Genomic DNA, 19,660 nt, shown 5'->3' with positions numbered 1-19,660 from the left:
GTGGTTGAAGCCTCACGTGACTCAGAAGCCGCTCCCGTCCGACAGCCCGCTCCTCCAGCCGGTCACCGCCGGTGCGCTGCAGGCGAAGAACCGCCTCTGGATGGCGCCGCTGACCCGCAACCGCGCCGACGCCGACGGCACCCCGAACGACCTGTCCGTCGAGTACTACCGCCAGCGCGCGGAGGCCGGCGTGATCATCAGCGAGGGCAGCCAGCCGTCCGCGGTGGGCCAGGGCTACCCGAACACCGCCGGTGCCGTGACCGACGCCAACGAGGCCGGTTGGACGCGCGTCGCCGAGGCCGTCCACGCCGACGGCGGCCTGCTCGTGGTGCAGCTCATGCACGCGGGCCGCATCTCGCACACCAGCACGATCGCCGGGGAGACGCCGGTCTCCTCGACCGCCACCCGGGCTGCCGGCCAGATCTTCACCGTCGACGGCCAGCAGGACCACACCCCGCCCCGCGCGCTCGCCACCGACGAGCTGCCCGGCGTGGCCGCCGAGTTCGCCGACGCCGCCCGCCGGGTCGTCCGCGCCGGCGCCGACGGCGTCGAGCTGCACGCCGCCAACGGCTACCTGCTCCACCAGTTCCTCGCCGACGGCGTGAACGACCGCACCGACTCCTACGGCGGCACGCCCGAGAACCGCGCCCGCTTCGTCGTCGAGGTCGCGAAGGCCACCGCCGACGCGATCGGCGCCGACCGCGTCGGCATCCGGCTCTCGCCCGGGCACCCGTTCAACGACATCACCGAGGACGACCTGTCGGTCTACGAGACCCTGGTCGCGCAGCTCGCCGAGCTGGGCCTCGCCTACGTCCACCTGCTCGCCGAGGCCGACGACCCGATCGTCGGCAAGCTGCGCGCCGTGTGGCCGGGCACGTTCGTCCTCAACACCGGCTTCGGCGTGGACGACGCCCGCGACGAGATCGCGCGCCTGCTGTCCGACGGCGTCGCCGACGCCGTGGCGGTCGGGCGCCCGTTCCTGGCCAACCCCGACCTCGTGACGCGCTGGACGCAGGGCGCCGACCTGAACGAGCCGAACCAGGAGACGTTCTACGGCGGCGGCGCCGAGGGCTACACCGACTACCCGCGACTCGCGGGCTGAGACCCCGCGGGCCCACCACGGCCCGCGGTGGCGAGGCGGGCGCCGGGCGATCCCCGGACGCCCGCCTCGTCAGTACCGGGGACGGTCGCGGCGAACTCGCCGGGTGGGGACGGCAAACTCGCCGGGTGGGGACGGAAAACTCGCCGGGCGTCGTCGGCAAACTCGCCGGGTGGGGACGGCACACTCGCGGGTGGGGTCACAGGGTGATCAGCTCGAACGCCGTCGCCAGCGTCGCCCCCGGCAGGCGCGCGCCGTCCGCCTCGGCCAGCGGGCGCAGGAAGCCGTCCGGGTCGGCCATGTCGCCGCCGAGCGCGTCGAGGTAGGCGCGGTGCGCGGCCAGCGAGGCGACGCCGCGGTCGAAGTGCTCCCCCACGTCGACGGCGTGCGAGCTCCGGGGCGACGCCGCGACCGCCAGCCACCGGGCGCCCGTCCACGGCTCCCCCGTCTCGGGGAACAGCCAGCGGTTGCCCGCGTCGCGCGCCGCGTCGAGCACCGCCCGCCCGGTGGCGACGTGGTCGGCCGTGTTGTAGCCGCCGCCCGGCCAGGTCTCGTGGAAGTTTCCGGTGACGATCAGCTCGGGCCGGTGCCGCCGGATCGCCGCGGTGATGTCGCGGCGCAGCGGGATCCCGTGCTCGATCAGCCCGTCGGGGTGGTCGAGGAACTCGACGACGTCGACGCCCACCGCGGCCGCCGCCGCCCGCTGCTCGGCCTCCCGCAGCGGCCCGCACTCCGCGGGCCCGAGCGTGTCGATCCCCGCCTCCCCCCGCGTGACCAGCAGGTACCGGACGTCCTTCCCGGCCGCGGTCCAGCGCGCCACGGCGGCGGCACCGCCGTACTCCAGGTCGTCGGGGTGCGCGACGACCGCCAGCGCGCGCGTCCAGTCCTCGGGCATCGGCTCGTGGTCCACGGGGCCATCGTGGCCCGGACCGCGTCCACGATCCACCGTCGAGCAGCGCGGTGACGGGACACGCCGGACCGCGCCGCGCCGGACGGATCAGGGTCGTCCCGGCGAGACGGGTTCCGGGCGCCGGGGCAGCAGCAGCCCCGCGCCGATCAGGAGCAGCAGGGCCCCGCCCCCGACGAGCAGGCCGGTCGGGGTCCGCACGAACTCCATCGCGCTCCCGACCCACGGCACCGCGTACCACTCGACGCCGCGGACGTCGGCGGGCGCGACGAGCCCGGGGTCCGGGTCCGGGTTGGCGTCGCCGCGGGTGCGGAACTCCGGGCCCGGCAGCACCTCGACGACCCGGTGGGTGACGACGCGGGTGGCGTCGGAGCCGGGGTCGCGCGCGAGGAACGTGACGATGTCGCCCGCCGCGATGCCCTCGACCGGCTGCGGCCGGACGACGACGACCGACCCGACCGGCAGCGTCGGCTCCATGCTCCCCGACAGGACGGTCAGCGTGGAGCCGCCGACCACGGCGGGGACGACGGCCACGGCGAGCGCGAGGGCCACCGCGGCGAGGACGAGAAGGGTGAGCAGGGCGCTCCACAACCGACGGGCCAGCATTCCGGGATCCTGCTCCGATCTTCCCGACCGCGTGGCATTCCGGCCTTTTCTCCACTCGATCGAGCATTCGACGACGCAGTTGCTCGACGGCCCTGCTAACCATCTGCCATGAGCGTCATGCAGAACAAGAAGGTCCGCATCGGGATCGGCATCGCGGCGGTCGTCCTCGCCGCCGCCGCGATCGGCGCCGGGACCTACGCCGCGTTCGTCGACACCGAGACCGGTCCGAGCGGCACCGTCGCGGCCGGCACGCTGGACCTCACGGTCGGCAGCAACGGCACCCTCGAACTCATCAAGGCGTCGAACATCCAGCCCGGCTTCAGCCAGACCGCCACGATCACCCTGCGGAACGCCGGCACCCTGCCCGGCGGCCTGACCAGCACCCTGCGGGTCGCGGGCACCGACGGGGTGTGCACGGAGCCGGAGTCGGAGGCCGAGGGCAAGCCCGTCGGCACGTGCTCGGCGACCGGCGACCTGCAGAACCAGCTGCTGGTGGCGGTGACCCGCGGGCCGAGCACGACGTCGGCGGTGCCGGTCTCCCAGTTCGTCGGCACCGGCCTGCCCATGCCGGCGAGCATCCCGGCCGGGGCCACCGTCGAGTACGACCTGCAGTTCACGCTGCCGAACCTGCCGGGCGTCGAGAACAACAAGGTGCAGGGGGACGGGATCACCCTGACGTCAAATTTCGTCCTCACCCAGTTGCCGTGATCCGGGGGAAATGAGCCGCCGCATCATGCGACGCAGGGTGATATCCGCCGTCGTGCTCGTGCTCGCACTCACCGCAACGGGCGTCGGAATCGTCATCGGCAGTGACACGTGGGCACGGTTCTCCGATTCCGAGAAAGCGGGGAACACCGCGATCGGGGCCGCCACCGTCGTCCTCGGCGGACGGAGCACGCCGCTGGTGCTGGACTTCGCCGCGATGCGGTCGGGCACGACCCGCACCGTGAACCTGACGGTCGACTACCGCGGCACGGTGCCCGCGACCGTGCAGTTCCAGCTCCCGTCGGGGGCCTCGTCCACGTCGTGCGTGCGCAGCGGCACGACGTGGACGGACGGCGCGCTCGTCGGCGCACTGACGATCGCGTTGGGCAGTCAGCCGGCCGTGCCGTACTGCCCGCTGCTCGACGGGACCGCCCGCACCCTCGTCACGACCGTGAACCCGGGCACGACGACCGTCGTGCCGATCACCATCGGGTTCACGGGCCAGCTCCTGGGGCTGATCAGCCGGTCGGAGAAGGCCGCGGTCGTCGTCCGCGCCGTGGGCGGGTTCACCGACCGGGTCTCCGGCACGATCTCCGTCTCGACGACCGGGGTCGTCGGGCCGCGGTCGCTCGCGGTGGCCGCCCCGGCCGCGGCGCGGACGGCCGCGGTCGCCGCGCCGCCCCCCGCCGAGTGCACCGGCACCTACGCCGAGACCGTCGTCCTCACGGCCGACCGGCCGCGGTTCGTCGCGGCCGAGGACCGACCGGGCGCACCGGGACCGTTCCTGGTGCAGGGCACGAGCGGGGACGACGTCGTCACCGGTTCCGGGGCGGGTGACTGCCTCGTCGGCGGCGGTGGTGCGGACGTCCTCGACGGCGCGGGCGGCGCCGACGTCCTGCTCGGCGGGGACGGCATCGACACCCTGACCGGCGGGACGGGCGACGACCGGCTGCTCGGCGGCGCCGACGTGGACCGGATGGTCGGGGGTGCGGGCGCCGACGTCCTCGACGGCCAGACCGACGGCGGCACCTGCGACGCCGACCCGGCCGACACCGTCACCTCGTGCACGGTTCCGGTCGCGGTGCCGGAGGGCGCTCCCGCTGCGCCGGCGCCTGCACCGACCGCGGATCCGGTGCCGGCTCCCGCCCCGGCCCCGGCACCCGCACCCGCGGAGCCCGCACCGGCCGCGCCCGCGAACCCGGCCGACCCGGCACCGGTCGCTCCCCCGGCCGTCCCGGAGGAGCCCGCGCCCGCTCCGCCGGAGACCGCACCACCCGTGCCCGACGGTGCCGCCGTGCCGGAGGGCGGCGCGGTCCCGGAGGGTGCGGCCGACCCCACCACGGGTCCCGACGGGGTGCGACCGGTACCCCGGTAGCGTTCGGCCCGTCATGAGCGCGACCCTGCAGGCCACCGACCTCGCCGCGGGCCACGGCGCCCGCGTCCTGTTCTCCGGGCTCGACCTCGTCGTCGCGCCCGGCGACGTGGTCGGGCTCGTCGGGGCCAACGGCGCGGGGAAGTCCACCCTGCTGCGCCTGCTCGCGGGCGAGGCCGACCCGGAGGACGGCACGGTCGCGCTGAGCCCGCCGGACGCCACCGTCGGGCACCTCCCGCAGGAGCCGGACCGCAGGCCGGGCGAGACCGTCGCCGCGTTCCTGGCCCGGCGCACCGGCGTCACGGCGGCGCAGGTCGCGATGGACGCCGCGGCGGAGGCGCTCGGCGAGGGGGCCCCCGGCGCCGACGACGCCTACGCCACCGCGCTGGACCGCTGGCTCGCCCTCGGCGGCGCCGACCTCGACGAGCGCGCCGGCGAGACGGCCGCCGAGGTGGGCCTGGGCGTCGACCTGGACACCCCGATGACCGCGCTGTCCGGCGGGCAGGCCGCCCGCGCCGGGCTCGCCGCGCTGCTGCTCTCGCGCTACGACGTCCTGCTGCTCGACGAGCCCACCAACGACCTCGACCTCGACGGGCTGGAGCGGCTGGAGCGGTTCGTGCAGGGGCTGCGCGCCCCGGCCGTGGTCGTCAGCCACGACCGCGAGTTCCTCGCCCGCACCGTCACCCGGGTCGTCGAGCTCGACCTCGCGCAGCAGCAGGTCGGGGTGTACGACGGCGGCTACGACTCCTACCTCGCCGAGCGCGAGGTGGCCCGGCGGCACGCGCGCGAGGCCTACGAGGAGTACGACGACAAGCTCGGCTCGCTCAAGGACCGGGCGCAGATGCAGCGCAACTGGATGGCCCAGGGCGTGCGCAACGCCCGGCGCAAGAGCACCGACAACGACAAGATCGGCCGCAACAAGCGCGCCGAGACCAGCGAGAAGCAGGCCGCGAAGGCCCGCCAGACCGCGAAGATGATCGACCGACTCGACGTCGTCGAGGAGCCCCGCAAGGAGTGGGAGCTGCGCATGACGATCGCCGCGGCCCCGCGCTCGGGCACCGTCGTGGCGTCGATGAGCGCGGCGGTGGTGCGGCGCGGTTCCTTCACGCTCGGGCCGGTCGACGCCCGGGTCGACTGGGCCGACCGCGTCGTGATCACCGGGGCGAACGGGTCGGGCAAGACCACGCTGATCGGCGCCCTGCTCGGCCGGATCCCGGTCGACTCCGGCACGGCCGGTCTGGGGTCGGGGGTCCGCGTCGGCGAGATCGACCAGGCCCGCGGGCTGTTCCTCGGCCCCGCGCCGCTCGCCCGCGCGTTCGGTGACGCCGTGCCGGACTGGGCGGAGTCCGACGTCCGCACGCTGCTCGCGAAGTTCGGGCTCACCGGCGACCACGCGCCCCGCCCCGCGGTGTCGCTGTCGCCCGGCGAGCGCACCCGCGCCGCGCTGGCGCTGCTGCAGGCCCGCGAGGTCAACCTCCTCGTCCTCGACGAGCCCACCAACCACCTCGACCTGCCCGCGATCGAGCAGCTCGAGCAGGCCCTCGACGGCTTCGGCGGCACCGTGCTCCTCGTGACGCACGACCGCCGGATGCTGGAGTCGGTCCGCACCACCCGGCACTGGACCGTGGCGGACGGGCGGCTCACCGAGTCCTGATGGGCCGTTCGGGGGCGCCGCGACCGCGGATGTGACACCCCGTGCCGTGCCCTGCACTCGATCCGGGCCGGTCCGTCCCACCGTGTTAATGCCGCCCGCCGGATCGCCGACGATCGGGGTATGGCGACCCCGGTGGCGACGAGGCTGCCGCCCGGTGGCGCCGCGCTGGCCCGCCGGGTCGGCGACCGTCCGCACAGCGCCGTCGTGGCCACGGTGCTCGGGCCGGGCGGCACCGGCAAGACCCTGCTGCTCGACGCGCTCGCCGACCTCTACGCCGCCGCGGGCGTCCCGGTGCTGCGCGACGACGGGTCGGCACCGCTCGACCCCGCCGCGGCCGTCCTCGTCGACGACGCGCACCGGCTCCCGCCCGGCCGGCTCGACGCCCTGCGCGCCTTCGCCCACACCGAGGGCGCCCGGGTCGTGCTCGCGCACCGCCCGTGGCCGCGCCCCGACGGGCTCGCCGAGCTCAGCGCGGGGGTCGGCGCGCGGCGAATGGTCGCGATCGTCGGGCACCTCGACCGGGCCGCCGTCGCCGAGCGTCTGGCCGCGCGGCTGGACGCGGCCCCGCCGGAGGCGATGGTCGATCTCGTCCACCGGCAGTCCGGCGGGCTGCCCGCGCTCGTCGACCTCGTCGTGCAGGGCCTGCTCGACGGCGGCCGCGTCGACCTCGCACGCCCCGAGCGGTTCGCCGCACCGGAGCGGATCACCGTCTCGACGGCGCTGGCCGAGCGGCTGCGCCACCGCGTCGACGCGCTGCCCGCGCCCGTGCAGGACCTGCTCACCGTGCTCGCGCACGGCGCCCCCCTCGACGGCGACGTCCTCACGCAGCTGCTCGCCCCCGGGGCCGAGCTGGAGCCGACCGTCGAGGCCGCGCGCGCGACCGGGCTGCTCACCGAGCACGGCGAGCTGATCCCGCTGATCGGCGCGCTGTTCGTCAAGCTGACCCCGGTGCTGCGCACCCGCGACCTGCACCGGCGGCTGGCCACGATCGAGCTCGACCGGGGCGGGTCCGTGCTCGCCGCGGGCCGCCGTCTGCTCGGCACCGGGGCGAGCGGCGCGCACATCGCCACCGTGCTGTGCAGCGCGGCGGAGGAGGCGCTGGCCGAGTCGCCCGCGCTGTCCGCCGAGCTGCTGGCCGCCGCCGTCGACGCCGGGCACCCCCGGCTCGCCGTGGCGGGCCGCCGCGCCCACGCGCTCGCGCTGGCCGGGGAGGTCGGGGCGGCGCTGCAGGTCGCCGACGACGCGCTGCACGGGCCGGACCGCGCCGACGCCGTCGTCGCCGCGGCCACCGCGCTCGCCCACCGCGGGCTGCCCGGGCGCAGCGCGGAGCTGCTGGGCACGCTGGACCCCGGCCGGGCCGTGCTCGCCGTGCCCACGCTCGTCGTCACCGGGGACCTGGACGGGGCCCGCGCCGCACTCGCCGCCGCCGAGGCCGCCCCCGGCTCCGGCACCCTGCTGCAGGGGGCGGCGCTGCTGCTCGGCCGCGGGATGGTCGGCACCGTCACCGGCTCCGGGGCCGCCCTGTCCCGGCTCGCGCAGGCCGCGTCGATGCTCGAGCCGGTGGCCGCGTCCTCGCTGCTGCCCGACACCCCCGCCGCGCTCACCGCCGTCGTCGCCGGGCTGTCCGGGCAGCCCGGGGTGGCCGAGTCGACCCTGCGCCGCGCCATCGAGGGCCGCCACGGCGGGCGGGTGGCGGTGCTGCGGCACCGGTTGCTGCTCGCCTGGGTGCTGACGTCGCGGGGCACGCTCGGCCCGCCGACCGGCCTCGTCGAGCGGGTCGCCCGCCAGGAACCCCCGCCGGAGCCCCGCGACGCGCTGCTCGCCGCGGCCCTGGAGGTCGCGCTGGCCCGGCGCCGCGACGACGCGGGCGCCCTCGCGCGGTCCTGGGCCCGGGCCCGCGACGCCCTGGTCCGCCAGCCCGCCGACCTCACCCTGATCCCGCTGCTGGGCGAGCTCTCCGTCGCCGCGGCCCGGCTCGGCGAGGGCTGCTGGCTCGACGCCGCGTTCTCCGACGTCGACGACGTGCTGGACCGCCTGGGCCGCCCCGGCCTGTGGGCCGCGCCGCTGGCCTGGGCCCGGCTGCAGACCGCGGTCGCCGCGGACGGTCGCGCCGACGTCGCCGGGCCCGCCGCGACGCTCGACGCGCTGGCCGCCGCGTCGCCGTACGCCGCCGTCCTCTCCGCCGCGGGCCGCTGCTGGACCGCGGTGCTCGCCGGCACCCCCGACGTCGACGACGTCGTCACGACGGGACGGCGGATGGCGGCGGTCGGGCTGGGCTGGGAGGCCGCGCAGCTCGCCGGCCGGGCCGCGGCGACGACCGCCGACCGCCGCGCCGCGCAGGGCCTGCACGCCCTCGCCCGGTCGCTGGGCCCGGCCACTGCCACGGCCACAGCCGCTGCCACGGCCACTGCCGCGGTCCCCGCCGACGCCCCGGGCGCCGCGGGATCCGACCCGGTCGGATCCGAGGTGACGCTCACCGAGCGCGAGCAGGAGATCGGCCGCCTCATCCTGGACGGGCGGACCCACAAGCAGATCGGGGAGCGGCTGTTCATCTCGGCGAAGACCGTCGAGCACTACGTCGCGCGGATGCGCCAGCGCCTCGGGGTGGCGACCCGCGGCGAGCTGTTCGCCCTCCTGCGGTCCACCCTCGACCCCACCCCCTGACCCGCCGGGTCCTCCGGTCCGGCGGGCGCCGACGGAGCACTCGCTAGGTGGTGACCAGGCCCTCGCAGGTGCGCACCACCGTGCGGCAGGCCGCGGTGACGGTGCGGTCGAGCATCGGGTTCTCCGCGTGCTCCTGCCAGCGGGCGAGGGCGTCGAGTGCGGCGGCGCGCAGATCCGCCGGCGCGGCGTCGGGGGGCAGGCCGAGGCGCGCGGCCGGGCCCGCCCCGGCCTCCCCGAGCAGGGCGGCGCCCTCCGCCGCGAGCGACGGCGGGAACGTCACCGAGCCGAACCGCAGCTGACCGAGCAGCCGGAGCTCGGTGAACTCGTGCGCGCCGGTGAGGATCCGCTCCAGCTGCGCCGACAGCTCGCGCGCGCCGGGCACCGGGTCGTCCTGCACGACCTGGTGCACCGCGAGCAGCGCCGACCGGGCCTTGAGCACCGCGCGCCGCTCGACGAACTGGCTGTTCAGCGCGGCCTGCAGCTCGCCGAGGCCGCTGCGCTGCACGAGGTCGGCGGCGAGCGCCGCCGGCGTCGCCACGCCCTGGCGGATCAGCATCGTCGACAGCCGCAGCCCGAACACCCCGAACCGGCGCAGCAGCCCGGCCCGCTGCGCCGGGGTCAGCTCCGGCACCGCGCGGGCGATCGGCGAGTCCGGCGCGACGAAGCGGTCGACGGTGAGCAGCGAGGCCTCGACGGCCTCCTTCGGCTGCCGCGCCAGCGACGCCAGCACCGTGAACTCGGTCTGGCGCAGCGTCCGCGCGGTCTCCCCGACCAGCCCGGCGACCGCGACGATGTTCTGCGCCAGGCCGCGCAGTGCCGGGTCGGACCGGTAGCGCCGGGCGATCGCGCGCGCCGACACCATCGCGTCGACGCGCCCGCCGCCGATCTCGTCGGCCCGGGAGATCACCGCCAGCGAGTTCACCGACGCCGTCTGCGCCACGCCCTGCCCCCGGAACGCCTCCAGGAACTCCGCGTCGCCCGCGTGCAGGTGGCGCATGAGGTAGACGACGGCGTCGGCGTCGGTCGGGCGCTCGTCGTCGGGGTGCAGGAAACGCAGCGTCCGGCGCCCCACCTCGTGCGACAGCGACGCGAGGCCGGGGGTGTCGATCAGCGTCGCCACCCGCAGGCTCTGCGACGGCCAGTCGACGACGAGCATCTCGACGTCCTGCGCCGACGCCCCCTGCAGGTCGATCACCAGCGCGCCGTCGCGGCGGTCGACCGGCAGCTCGTGCAGCGACCCGTCGGTGCCGACCATCGTCACCGCCGTCTGCGGCGCGTCGCGGTACCAGGTGACGACCTTCGTGCACTCCCCCGCGTCGACGGGCGCGAGCCGCTCCCCGACGAGCGCGTTGAGCAGCGTCGACTTGCCCGCCTTGACCTTCCCCGCGACGGCGAGGCGCAGCGGCTCGTCGAGCCGGTCGACCTGGTGGGTGAGCCAGGCCGCGGTGGCGGGGTCGTCGCGGTAGACGCGGGCGGCGTCGAGCAGCAGCCCGCGCGCGGAGTCGGTGAGCGTGCGGGTCACGGGGTCGGCACGGGCACCGGCTCGACGGCGATCCGCCCGGGCTGCGCGCCCGTGGCCGGCACCAGCGTGCGCACCCGCGCCTGCAGCTTCTCCAGCGCCGCGATCTGCTCGGGGATCTGCGCGAGCCGCCGGGCCCGCTCGCCCTCGGTCGTCTTCACCGAGCGCTCCGCGGTCGACAGCGAGTCCTTGAGCGAGGTGTTGAGCTGCTCGGCGAGCTCGCCGAAGTGGTCGCGCAGGTCGCGCTGGACGTCGCGCAGCATGTCGCGGGAGTCCTTGCCGACCTGGAAGGTGACGTCGTCGACGTAGCGGCGCACGGCCCCCTTCGCCTCGCCCTGGCGGCGGGCGACGATCCGGCGGCGCTCGTCGCTGATGGTCTTGCCGCCGAGCAGCAGCCCGGCGCCGAGCGAGAACGGGTTGATCAGCGTCAGTCCGACGAGCGTGCCGAGCAGCCCGAACATCAGCACGCCGATGTAGCCGCCGCGCAGCCCGGCCAGTGCCTGCTGGCCGAGGTTCCACGGCTCGCCGTCGCGCACCCGCATCTCGCGCGCCGCCCCGACCGCCGCCGACGCCTCGGTGCGCAGCGCGGGCAGCACCGCCTCCCGGTCCTCCGCGAAGTGCGCGGCGACCTGGCCGGCCAGGAACCGCGCCCGCTGGGTGGCCCACAGGAAGTTCGTCGACGCCGCCGCCGCGACCTGCTGCTGGATCCACGCCGAGAGCTGGTCCCAGTTCCTCGTCGGGTCGCCGCCGTCGTCGATCTCCTCCTCGGCGAGGCGGGTGATCTCCCGCATCCGGTCGCGGAGGTCGTGGTCGATGTCGGCGTTGAGGTCGGCGACGCCGTCGCCGAGCGTGTGCTGCCAGCGCGCCGACCGCTCCTTGAGCGCCGCCGCCCGCTCCTGCGCCGCGCGCAGCGAGCGGATGAGGTCCTGCACGCCGTGGGGGTCGCGGTGCGAGGACTCCTCGGCTCGCAGCCCGTCGCGCAGCTGGTCGGTGACGGCGACGACGTCGTGCACGGTGGAGCGCCGCGCGAGCAGGTCGGCCTGGCCGAGCACCTTCTCGCCGAGGTAGGTCTCCAGTGCGGGGAAGCCGGACTCCGCGTTGAGCGCGGCGTCGCCGGTGACGACGGCCTGCCAGCGCACCGTCGATGAGACGGCGATCAGCTCCGCCTCGATCCCGGCGTCGCGCAGGTGGCGGCGGTCGAGCTCGGCGATGCGCCGCCACTCCGGGTACATGTCGGTCTTGGTGAGCACGCACGCGACGTTGGGGCACAGCCGGATCGCCTGGCGCAGGAACTCCAGCTCGGGCGCGGTGTACTCCTGCGAGGCGTCCGAGACGAGCAGCACGGCGTCGGCCGAGGGCAGCGCGGCCATCGTCGCGGCGCCGTGGATCGAGGTGAGCCCCCCGACCCCCGGCGTGTCGACGACCTCCAGCCCGGCCTGCAGGATCGTGCGCGGGATCCCGATCTCCACGGCGGCCAGCCCCTGGCTGTTCTGCGGGTTGCGCGCCTCGGTGACGTACCCGGCGACGACCCCGGACAGCTCGTGCAGCGGGATGTCGGCGCGGTGCGTGCGGACCTGCGCCGGGAGGCCGTCGGGGCCGTCGGGGCGGGTGTGCACGAGCGTGAGCACCGGCTCGTCCGCGTAGGACACGGCGGTGGACACGGCCGTCGCGACGTCGTCGAAGACGGGGCAGACCGGCGCGCTGAGCAGGGCGTTGACCAGCAGGCTCTTGCCCTGCTTGAACTCCCCGACGACGAGGACGCGCACCCGGTCGTCGAGCAGGCGGGCGCGGGCCTGCTGCAGCCGCGCCTCCAGGTCGGGGCGGCCGTACGGAGCGATCGTGGTCAGGGCGAGGTCGACGGCCTTGACCGTCAGGGGTCGCTCCACGGGATCCTCCACGCGGCTCAGTCTGGGGCACCGCACGGGCGTGCGGCGGCGCCCTCCCCCGGACGGGGGAGGGCGCGTGTCGGGCGGGTCAGGCGCCGTCGGGGACCAGTTCCGGGGCGGCGTCGGCGGGGGCGGTCTGGACCACCGCGTAGGAGTCGCCCTCGGCGTAGGTGTTCACCACGGCCGTGGTGCTCGCGTCGTCGAAGCTGTCGGTCACCGTGGTCGAGCTGTCGCTCGCGTCGTTGAGCGAGTCGACGATCACCACGGTCTCGCTGGCGTCCTCGTCGTAGGAGTCCTGCACCACCGTCGTCTCGGTGGTGTTGCCCGCGGTGTTGTCGTCGCCGACGACGACCGTGCTGTCGTCGATCAGGCCGCCCTTGTTGTCGACGCCGTCGTTGTCCTGGTTGAACGAGTCGCGGACGTAGGTGCCGCCCTCCTCCACGTACACGCTGTTGTCGGTGTAGTGGAACTCGTTCGTGTACTGCTTGTACTCGATGTTCGTCGTGACCGACGGCCCGTCGTGGTGCTCGCGGACGACCTCCCGCTCGGCGGTGTGGCTGCGCGTCACGTGGTGGATGACCCGCACGGGGTCGTCGTCGTGGGCGTACCCGCGGTGGCCGCCCCCGCCGTGGCCGCCGTCGTGGCCGCCGCCGCGGTAGGAGACGCCGTCGCAGTCGGCGAGCATCGGCTGCACGTCGCGGACGTCCTGGGCGGTGATGCCGGAGAGGTCGTGGCGGGCCAGCACCCCCTGCGGGTCGCGCGCGAACTCCGCCTGCGCGTCCTCGTCACGCAGCAGGCCGAGCAGGAAGTCGATCAGCGAGGACAGGGAGAGCATGGCGCTTCACCTCCGGAGGTGGGGGCGGTCCGGGCCCGCGGTGCGGGCCCGGACCGGAGGGGTCGGATCAGGGGACGAGGCCGTCGAGGCCGTTGCCGGAGAGGATGTCCCCGATCTCCAGGTCGACGTCGAGCAGGTCGGGGTCGAAGTTGTTCGAGTCGTTGACCGAGTTGTCGTCGCCGGTGTCGTTGTTGTTGCCGACCACGATGTCGTCGATGTCGAGGTCGAGGTCGAAGGACTGGTCGTTGAACGAGTCCGCGACGTTCGTCGAGTTGTCGGAGTAGTCGTTGCCGACGTTGTTCAGGACGGTGCGGACGCTCTCGTCGACGTTGTAGGAGTCCCGGATCGAGATGTTCTCCGTGACGTTGCCGATCGAGTTGCCGTTGCCGTTCGCGACGTTGGAGTTGACGAGGTAGCCGTGGCTGTTGTCGATGCCGTCGTTGTCCTGGTTGAACGAGTTGACCACGTAGCCGTCGTTGTCGAAGCCGTCGTTGTCGCCGAACGCGCCGTTGTCGAAGCTGAGGTCGGCGGAGGTGGTCGTGGCCTGGCCGTTGGTGTTCGCGCCGCCGTTGCCGCCCGCGCCGCCCGCGCCGGAGCCCGCCGTCTGGCCGAGGGCCGGGCCCGCGCCGCCCGCGCCGCCGGCGGCCGCGCCGCCCGCCGCCGCGCCGTTGCCCGCCGCACCGGCCCCGGTGCCGGCGCCGCCGACCCCGGTGCCGACGCCCGGGCCGCCCAGGCCCAGCAGCGACAGGAACGAGTCGCCGCCCTCGCCGAGACCGAAGCCGCCGCCCCCGGTGCCGACGCCGGTGTCGTCGATCTCCTGCGACGCGTCGCCGCCGGTGGCACCGCCGCCCGCACCGCCCTCGCCGAGGGCCAGGCCGAGGTTGGAGGCGTTGCCGCTGTCGCCGCCCGCGCCTCCCGCGGCGTTCTGGGTGGTGTCGTTCACGGGGACGACGAACTGGGCGAAGTTGAAGCTGGGGCCGTTGGCCATGATGCCGGTCCTCTCTCGGTGGTGCCGGTCGCTCCCGGCTTGCGAGAAGACTGGGGCCGGGGCCGCCCCCGGGGCAGCGGGGAGGATCCCGCACCCCGCGGGGACCCCCATGGGGGTCCGGGGGGCGACCCCGTGGGGATCAGCCCGGGAGGGCGGCCAGCACCGGCGGCAGCAGCGACTGCAGCGCGGTGCACGAGTCGGGGACGCCGCCGTCGAGCGCGACGAGCAGCACCTGGTCCGCCGCGACCCCGACGTCGTACTGGCAGAACTCGCCGGACCCGGTGAACGTCTCGAGCGCGGGGTAGCCGGCCAGCCGCACGCGTGTCGTCGTCGGTTCGCTGTTGGCGGCGAGCACGGCCAGCCCGCCGGCGCCGGTGAACACGGTGACGGCGAGCACCTGGCCAGCCGGTCCGCGCCACTCGCAGCGCGGGCCCTCCGGCCCGGCCCCGGCCGTGCCCTCGCCGCCGACCCCCGCGGCGGCCAGCGCCACGGCGTCGGGAACGGCGCAGGCGTCGAGCCCGCGCACGTCCCGCGGGTCGTCCACCGGCGGGACGTCGGGCGTCGTCGACGGGGCGGAGCAGCCCGCGAGCAGCGCCAGCCCGGCCACGATCGCGCCGGCCCTGCGGATCCGCGTCATCTGCACCTCCTCCGATGCCCCACTCCGGTGCACCCAGTGTGACCGACTAGCTCCTTCGGGCGACATTGGGCTGATCGGCGCTAACGGATACTCCATTCTGGCCGATGTCCGAACGATCGCGGTGGGTTTCTGCCTCGTCACGGAGCGACAGAGGGGGCGGTACGTCATGGCTTATCAGCTCGGTATCGACCTGGGCACGACCTGGACGGCAGCGGCGGTGTGCCGCGACGGCCAGGAGCGGCCGGAGCTGCTGCACCTGGGCGGCGCGTCCAGCGCGGTCGCCACCGTGGTCTTCCGGGCGGCCGACGGCGGCCTGGTCCTCGGCGAGGCCGCGCAGCGGCGCGCGCTCACCGAGCCCCGCCGGGTCGCCCGCGAGTTCAAGCGGCGCATCGGCGACGACACCCCGATGGTCGTCGGCGGCGAACCGATGACCGCGGCCGAGCTGTGCGCCCGGTTCGTGGCCTGGGTCGTCGACGAGGCCGCCCGCCGCGAGGGCTCCCCGGCGGAGTCGATCGCCGTCACGCACCCCGTCGAGTGGGGCGAGCACAAGCGCGCGACGTTCGCGGACGCGCTCGCCGCCGTCGGGCTCGGCCACGCCGCCTTCCTCACCGAGCCGCAGGCCGCGGCCGTCGGCTACGCGAGCACCGAGCGCATCGAGCCCGGTGGGATCGTCGGCGTCTACGACCTGGGCGGCGGCACGTTCGACGCCGCCGTCGTGCGCAAGCTCGCCGACGGCGGGTTCGCGCTGCTCGGCAGCCCCACCGGCATCGAGCGGCTCGGCGGCGTCGACTTCGACGACGCGATCCTCGCCCACGTCCGCACCGCGCTCGGCCCGGCGTGGGGCGAGCTCGACGCCGCCGACGCGAGCGTGCAGGCGGCGGTCGCCGGCCTGCGGCGCGAGTGCACCGCGGCGAAGGAGGCGCTCTCCGCCGACACCGAGGTCCTGGTCCCGGTGATGCTGCCCGGCACGCACACGCAGGTGCGGCTGGGGCGCGCCGAGTTCGAGGACATGATCCGCCCGTCGGTGGGCGAGACCGTGGAGGCCCTGCGCCGGGCCGTCGACTCCGCCGGGCTCACCCCCGCCGACCTCGACGCCGTCCTGCTGGTCGGCGGGTCGTCGCGGATCCCGCTGGTGTCGCAGCTGGTCTCCGCCGAGCTGGGCCGGTCGATCTCGGTCGACGCCGACCCGAAGGGCGTGGTCGCGGCCGGTGCCGCGCTGACCGCGCGGTCGCTGGTGGCGCCGGCCGTCCCGCCCGCGGACCTCCCCGCCGATCCCCTCGACGAGCTGCCGGCCGTCCCGCCCGTCGCGTTCGACGCCCCGTCCGACGAGGACGCCGCGCCCCCGCGGCGGCGGCGCGCCGGCACGCTGGTCGTCGCGGCGTCGATCGCCGTCGTCGCCACCTTCGGGCTCTCCGCGACCCTCGCCACCGGGGTGGTGCCGCTGCCCGCCGCGGTGTTCGGCGACGCCGCCGCCGGGGACGCCGGGGGTGCGGTCGCGCAGGCCGAGACCGTCCTCGCCGACGCCCCCGCGGTCGACCCGTGGACCGGGGCCGCTCCCGCCGAGACCACCGTGCCCGGACCGCGCCGGCCCGAGGCCGTCGCCGCCGCCGTCCGGCCGGTCGCGCGGGTCACGCCGACCGGTGCGGCCGGGGCGTCCCGGACCGTCCCGACGCCCGCCGCCGCCGTGCCCGCGGCACCGGTGGCGCCGACGCCGGCGCCGGCCCCCGTGGTGCCGGCGCCCGGCGCCGGCACCGAGGGCGGCGCGGCCGGGGGCGACACCGGCGGAGCGGGCGGCGGCTCCACCGGGGGCGGCGACACCGGAAGCGACACCGGCGGCTCCACCGGTGGGGACACCGGAGGAACGGGCGGCGGGGACACCGGCGGCTCGACGGGCGGCGGGGACACCGGCGGCACCACCGACCCGGGCACCGGCGGCGGCGACACCGGGGGCGGCGACACCGGCGGGACCGAGGGCGGCGGCACCGAGGGCGGCGCGACGGGCGGGGCCCCGGCCGAGCCCGGCACCCCGTCCGGCGGGTCCGAGGCGGTCGCCGCGGGCCCGACGTCGGTCGCGCCGTCCTCCGCCCCGGCCGCCCCGTGAGACGCCCGCTCGGCGTCACGTTCGGTGCGCGGCCGGATGGGTACGGTGACGACGTGACCCCGCACGATCCGCAGCCGCCCGGCCGGCCCCGCTTCGAGTTCCGGCAGCGGCCGTCGGAGGCGGTGGCCCGCCGGGCCCGGTCCGTCGACGTCTCGTTCGCCCTCTGGGCCGTCGCCGCCGTGCTGGGTCTCGCGGCCGCGCTGGTGATGCTGCTCGACCTGGACGGGGTGCAGGCCGCGGTGCGCGGCGTCGTCGACCGGGACTTCTCGAACGAGACGGCCGTGACGCGCGACCGCGCCGTCGCCGCGGCCGCCGCGGTGCTCGTCGGGGGCGCGTTCCTCATCGGCGTGCTCACCGGGCTCGCCGCCACCGCGATGCGCGCGGGGCGCGGCGGGGCGCGGTTCGTGCTGCTCCTGCTGCTCGCCGTCACGGTCGTGGAGATCGTGCTCGCGGTCGGCGCGGTACCGCCTGCCGTCGTGCTGCTGCTCGTGGTGACCGCGGCGCTGGGCGTGGTGGCCGCGGTGCAGATGTACCTGCCGGGGGCGAACCGCTGGTTCGCCGCACGTCGCCGCTGACCCCGACACGGCGACGGCCCCCCACCCGGAGGTGAGGGGCCGTCGCGGCGGACGTCAGGCGTCCGGTCGTTCCTGCTGCAGATCCTCCTGCGGTCCGATCGCGAACCGCAGTTCCTGCTCGCCGTCGACACCCTGCACGGGCTGGACGTCGAGCACCTTGTCGTCGAGGACCTGCGCCGCGACCGGCTCCAGGAACACCGCGACGCCGTCCCCCGACAGCACGACGTCGTCGGCGCTCGGCTGCCCCGCGAGGGACAGCTCGAGGCCCTGGTCCGGACTCGGCGCGGCGATCCGGAGACCGCCGCCGTCGGGCAGCTCCGCATCGGTGGTCAGCGACTTGATGGCTTCGGCCGCGACATCGGTGATTGCCAACATGGGCGTCGACCCTAGGCGCGGATCGCCCGTCCCGCAGTGCGGGGCGTCGATCAGCCGAACTCGTCGGGGTTCGGGCCCATCCGCTCGCCGGTGTCCAGCTCGCCGATCGTCGCCATGTCGGCCGGGGCCAGCTCGATGTCGAAGACGTCGATGTTCTCGCGGATCCGGGACGGGGTGACCGACTTCGGGAACACGATGTTGCCGAGCTCGATGTGCCAGCGCAGCACGATCTGCGCGGGCGTCTTGCCGTACTTCTCCGCGAGCCCGACGAGGCGCTCGTCGGTGAGCAGGTCGCCGCCCTGGCCGATGGGGCCCCACGCCTCGGTCGCGATGCCGTGCTCGCGGTGGTAGGCGCGCAGCTCCTCCTGCGGGAGGTGCGGGTGCAGCTCGATCTGGTTCACCGCGGGGACGGTGCCGGTCTCGGCGGCGAGGCGCTCCAGGTGCGGGACCTGGAAGTTGGAGACGCCGATCGCGCGCGCCCGGCCGTCGGCGGCGAGCTTCTCGAAGCCCTTCCACGTCTCGACGTACCGGTCCTCCGACGGCCGCGGCCAGTGCACGAGGAACAGGTCGACGTGGTCGAGGCCGAGCCGGTCGAGGCTCTCCCCGAGCGCAGCGACGGCCTCGTCGTGGCCGTGGCGGTCGTTGTCGAGCTTGGTCGTCACGAAGACCTCGTCGCGGCGCAGGCCGGACGCGGCGATGGCCTTCCCGACCTCGGTCTCGTTGCGGTACATCTGCGCGGTGTCGACGTGCCGGTAGCCGGCCTCGAACGCCGTGCCCAGAGCCGGTCCGACGTCGTCGGGGTCGATCTGGAAGACGCCGAATCCGAACTGGGGGATCTCGACGCCGCTGTTCAGACGAATGTTCGGTACCTGAGCCATGTCGGGCGGATACCCGTTATGCGCTCTCCCAGACCGCCGCAATGGCCTCCGTCACGTCGGCGGCCTGGGCGCGCCCGGCCCGGGCCGAGCCCGCACGCCGGGCGGGGTCCAGGACGTTGCGCCCGATCGCGGCGACGGCCGCCGCGTCCGGCGCGACCAGCACCACCCGCGACCCGGCCGCGCGCAGCGCCTCGACCTGCGGCGCCGCCGCGACCTGCGGGCCGATGCCGCGCACGATCGGCGCGAGCACGACGACCCGTTCCGCCCCCGCAGCGAGGTCGGCGTTGACGGGCGAGCGCACGCCGCCGTCGACGTAGCGGGTGCCGCCGGTCGTCACGGGCGGGTAGACGCCGGGCACCGCGCAGCTCGACGCGACGGCCTCGACGAGCGGCACGCCCGAGGTGCGGTCGAGGACGCGGAAGGCGCCGTCGTGGGCGTCGACCGCGGTGATCCGCAGCGAGCGCTCCGGCCACTCCTGCACCGGTAGCCGCCGCCCGATCACCGCGAGCCGCTCCGACTCCGGCACCGTGGACGTCCTGCGGGCGAGCCGCCCGATGCGGGCCCGGACGCGCTGCGGGTCGCGCGGGCCGATCAGCGCCAGCCCGAGCCGCAGCAGCGTGCCCGTCCCGAGCGAGGCCGCGACCTCCCCGGCCGGGTCGACGAGCTGCGCGGCGTAGCGCTCCTCCACGTCGACCCCGGTGGCCAGCTGCGCCCCGACGACCGAGCCCGCCGAGGTGCCGACGACGTCGTCGGCCGCCCGCAGGTCCACTCCCCGTTCCGCGAGCCCGGCCAGCAGGCCGAGCATCCAGGCGATCCCGGTGATCCCGCCGCCGCCCAGCACCAGCGTCCGTCCCGTCAT

The 19,660-nt window shown here is 76.0% G+C and carries 17 protein-coding genes; 7 read left to right on the top strand and 10 right to left on the bottom strand.

Going from position 1 to position 19,660, the window contains the following annotated elements:
- The first annotated feature begins 16 nt into the window (after positions 1-16).
- Positions 17-1,102, top strand: coding sequence for an alkene reductase (locus H6H00_RS11545; RefSeq protein WP_185721275.1), 1,086 nt, complete (start codon positions 17-19; stop codon positions 1,100-1,102).
- 196 nt (positions 1,103-1,298) lie between these two features.
- Here the strand turns inward: H6H00_RS11545 and H6H00_RS11540 are convergent, their stop codons facing one another.
- Positions 1,299-1,994 (bottom strand): PIG-L deacetylase family protein, encoded by a 696-nt coding sequence (locus tag H6H00_RS11540; protein WP_185722361.1) that lies wholly within the window; start codon positions 1,992-1,994, stop codon positions 1,299-1,301.
- 102 nt (positions 1,995-2,096) lie between these two features.
- Complete coding sequence (locus H6H00_RS11535; RefSeq protein ID WP_185721274.1) at positions 2,097-2,612, bottom strand: signal peptidase I; 516 nt, start codon at positions 2,610-2,612, stop codon at positions 2,097-2,099.
- Positions 2,613-2,720: 108 nt separating this feature from the next.
- Here H6H00_RS11535 and H6H00_RS11530 point away from each other — a divergent pair, with 108 nt between their 5' ends.
- From H6H00_RS11530 to H6H00_RS11515, 4 genes are all read left to right on the top strand, one after another.
- Entirely contained in the window at positions 2,721-3,320 is a 600-nt protein-coding gene (locus tag H6H00_RS11530) for a TasA family protein (RefSeq protein WP_185721273.1), read from the top strand.
- 37 nt (positions 3,321-3,357) lie between these two features.
- Entirely contained in the window at positions 3,358-4,692 is a 1,335-nt protein-coding gene (locus H6H00_RS32680; RefSeq protein ID WP_304633105.1) for a calcium-binding protein, read from the top strand.
- A gap of 13 nt (positions 4,693-4,705) precedes the next feature.
- Positions 4,706-6,343: an ABC-F family ATP-binding cassette domain-containing protein gene (locus H6H00_RS11520; protein WP_185721272.1), complete on the top strand. Its 1,638-nt coding sequence runs from the start codon at positions 4,706-4,708 to the stop codon at positions 6,341-6,343.
- 120 nt (positions 6,344-6,463) lie between these two features.
- Positions 6,464-9,007: a helix-turn-helix transcriptional regulator gene (locus H6H00_RS11515; RefSeq protein WP_185721271.1), complete on the top strand. Its 2,544-nt coding sequence runs from the start codon at positions 6,464-6,466 to the stop codon at positions 9,005-9,007.
- Positions 9,008-9,050: 43 nt separating this feature from the next.
- Here H6H00_RS11515 and H6H00_RS11510 read toward each other — a convergent pair whose 3' ends face one another.
- The 5 genes from H6H00_RS11510 to H6H00_RS11490 all read right to left on the bottom strand — a co-directional run bounded on the left by H6H00_RS11510 (position 9,051) and on the right by H6H00_RS11490 (position 14,872).
- Positions 9,051-10,529 carry a dynamin family protein gene (locus H6H00_RS11510; protein ID WP_185721270.1) on the bottom strand — a complete coding sequence of 493 codons (1,479 nt, stop codon included), beginning with the start codon at positions 10,527-10,529 and terminating at the stop codon, positions 9,051-9,053.
- Positions 10,526-12,424 carry a dynamin family protein gene (locus tag H6H00_RS11505; protein ID WP_221775856.1) on the bottom strand — a complete coding sequence of 633 codons (1,899 nt, stop codon included), beginning with the start codon at positions 12,422-12,424 and terminating at the stop codon, positions 10,526-10,528. Before H6H00_RS11505 ends, H6H00_RS11510 begins: the two co-directional genes overlap by 4 nt.
- Positions 12,425-12,500: 76 nt before the next feature.
- Entirely contained in the window at positions 12,501-13,247 is a 747-nt protein-coding gene (locus H6H00_RS11500) for an IniB N-terminal domain-containing protein (RefSeq protein WP_185721269.1), read from the bottom strand.
- 67 nt (positions 13,248-13,314) lie between these two features.
- Positions 13,315-14,235 carry a hypothetical protein gene (locus H6H00_RS11495; protein WP_185721268.1) on the bottom strand — a complete coding sequence of 307 codons (921 nt, stop codon included), beginning with the start codon at positions 14,233-14,235 and terminating at the stop codon, positions 13,315-13,317.
- A 139-nt stretch (positions 14,236-14,374) separates the two neighbouring features.
- Positions 14,375-14,872: a DUF3558 family protein gene (locus tag H6H00_RS11490; protein WP_185721267.1), complete on the bottom strand. Its 498-nt coding sequence runs from the start codon at positions 14,870-14,872 to the stop codon at positions 14,375-14,377.
- A gap of 166 nt (positions 14,873-15,038) precedes the next feature.
- On the opposite strand from H6H00_RS11490, the gene H6H00_RS11485 reads away from it, so the two are divergent.
- The gene (locus tag H6H00_RS11485; protein ID WP_185721266.1) at positions 15,039-16,973 is read left to right on the top strand and encodes an Hsp70 family protein; all 1,935 of its coding nucleotides are present in this window, start codon (positions 15,039-15,041) and stop codon (positions 16,971-16,973) included.
- A 53-nt stretch (positions 16,974-17,026) separates the two neighbouring features.
- A complete protein-coding gene (locus tag H6H00_RS11480) occupies positions 17,027-17,548 on the top strand; it encodes a hypothetical protein (protein WP_185721265.1) in 522 nt (173 codons plus the stop codon).
- 54 nt (positions 17,549-17,602) lie between these two features.
- Here the strand turns inward: H6H00_RS11480 and H6H00_RS11475 are convergent, their stop codons facing one another.
- From H6H00_RS11475 to H6H00_RS11465, 3 genes are read right to left on the bottom strand one after another with little or no spacing between them, the layout of a single operon-like run.
- A complete protein-coding gene (locus H6H00_RS11475) occupies positions 17,603-17,923 on the bottom strand; it encodes an adhesin (protein WP_185721264.1) in 321 nt (106 codons plus the stop codon).
- Between the two features lie 50 nt (positions 17,924-17,973).
- A complete protein-coding gene (locus H6H00_RS11470; protein WP_185721263.1) occupies positions 17,974-18,801 on the bottom strand; it encodes an aldo/keto reductase in 828 nt (275 codons plus the stop codon).
- A 16-nt stretch (positions 18,802-18,817) separates the two neighbouring features.
- On the bottom strand, positions 18,818-19,660 hold the full coding sequence (locus tag H6H00_RS11465; protein WP_185721262.1) for a patatin-like phospholipase family protein: 843 nt from the start codon (positions 19,658-19,660) through the stop codon (positions 18,818-18,820).

It is taken from the genome of Pseudonocardia petroleophila (genome assembly GCF_014235185.1).
GTDB classification, from domain to species: Bacteria; Actinomycetota; Actinomycetes; order Mycobacteriales; family Pseudonocardiaceae; genus Pseudonocardia; species Pseudonocardia petroleophila.
Note: the sequence above shows the minus strand (reverse complement) of the source record. Positions and strands in the feature narration are given on the sequence as shown.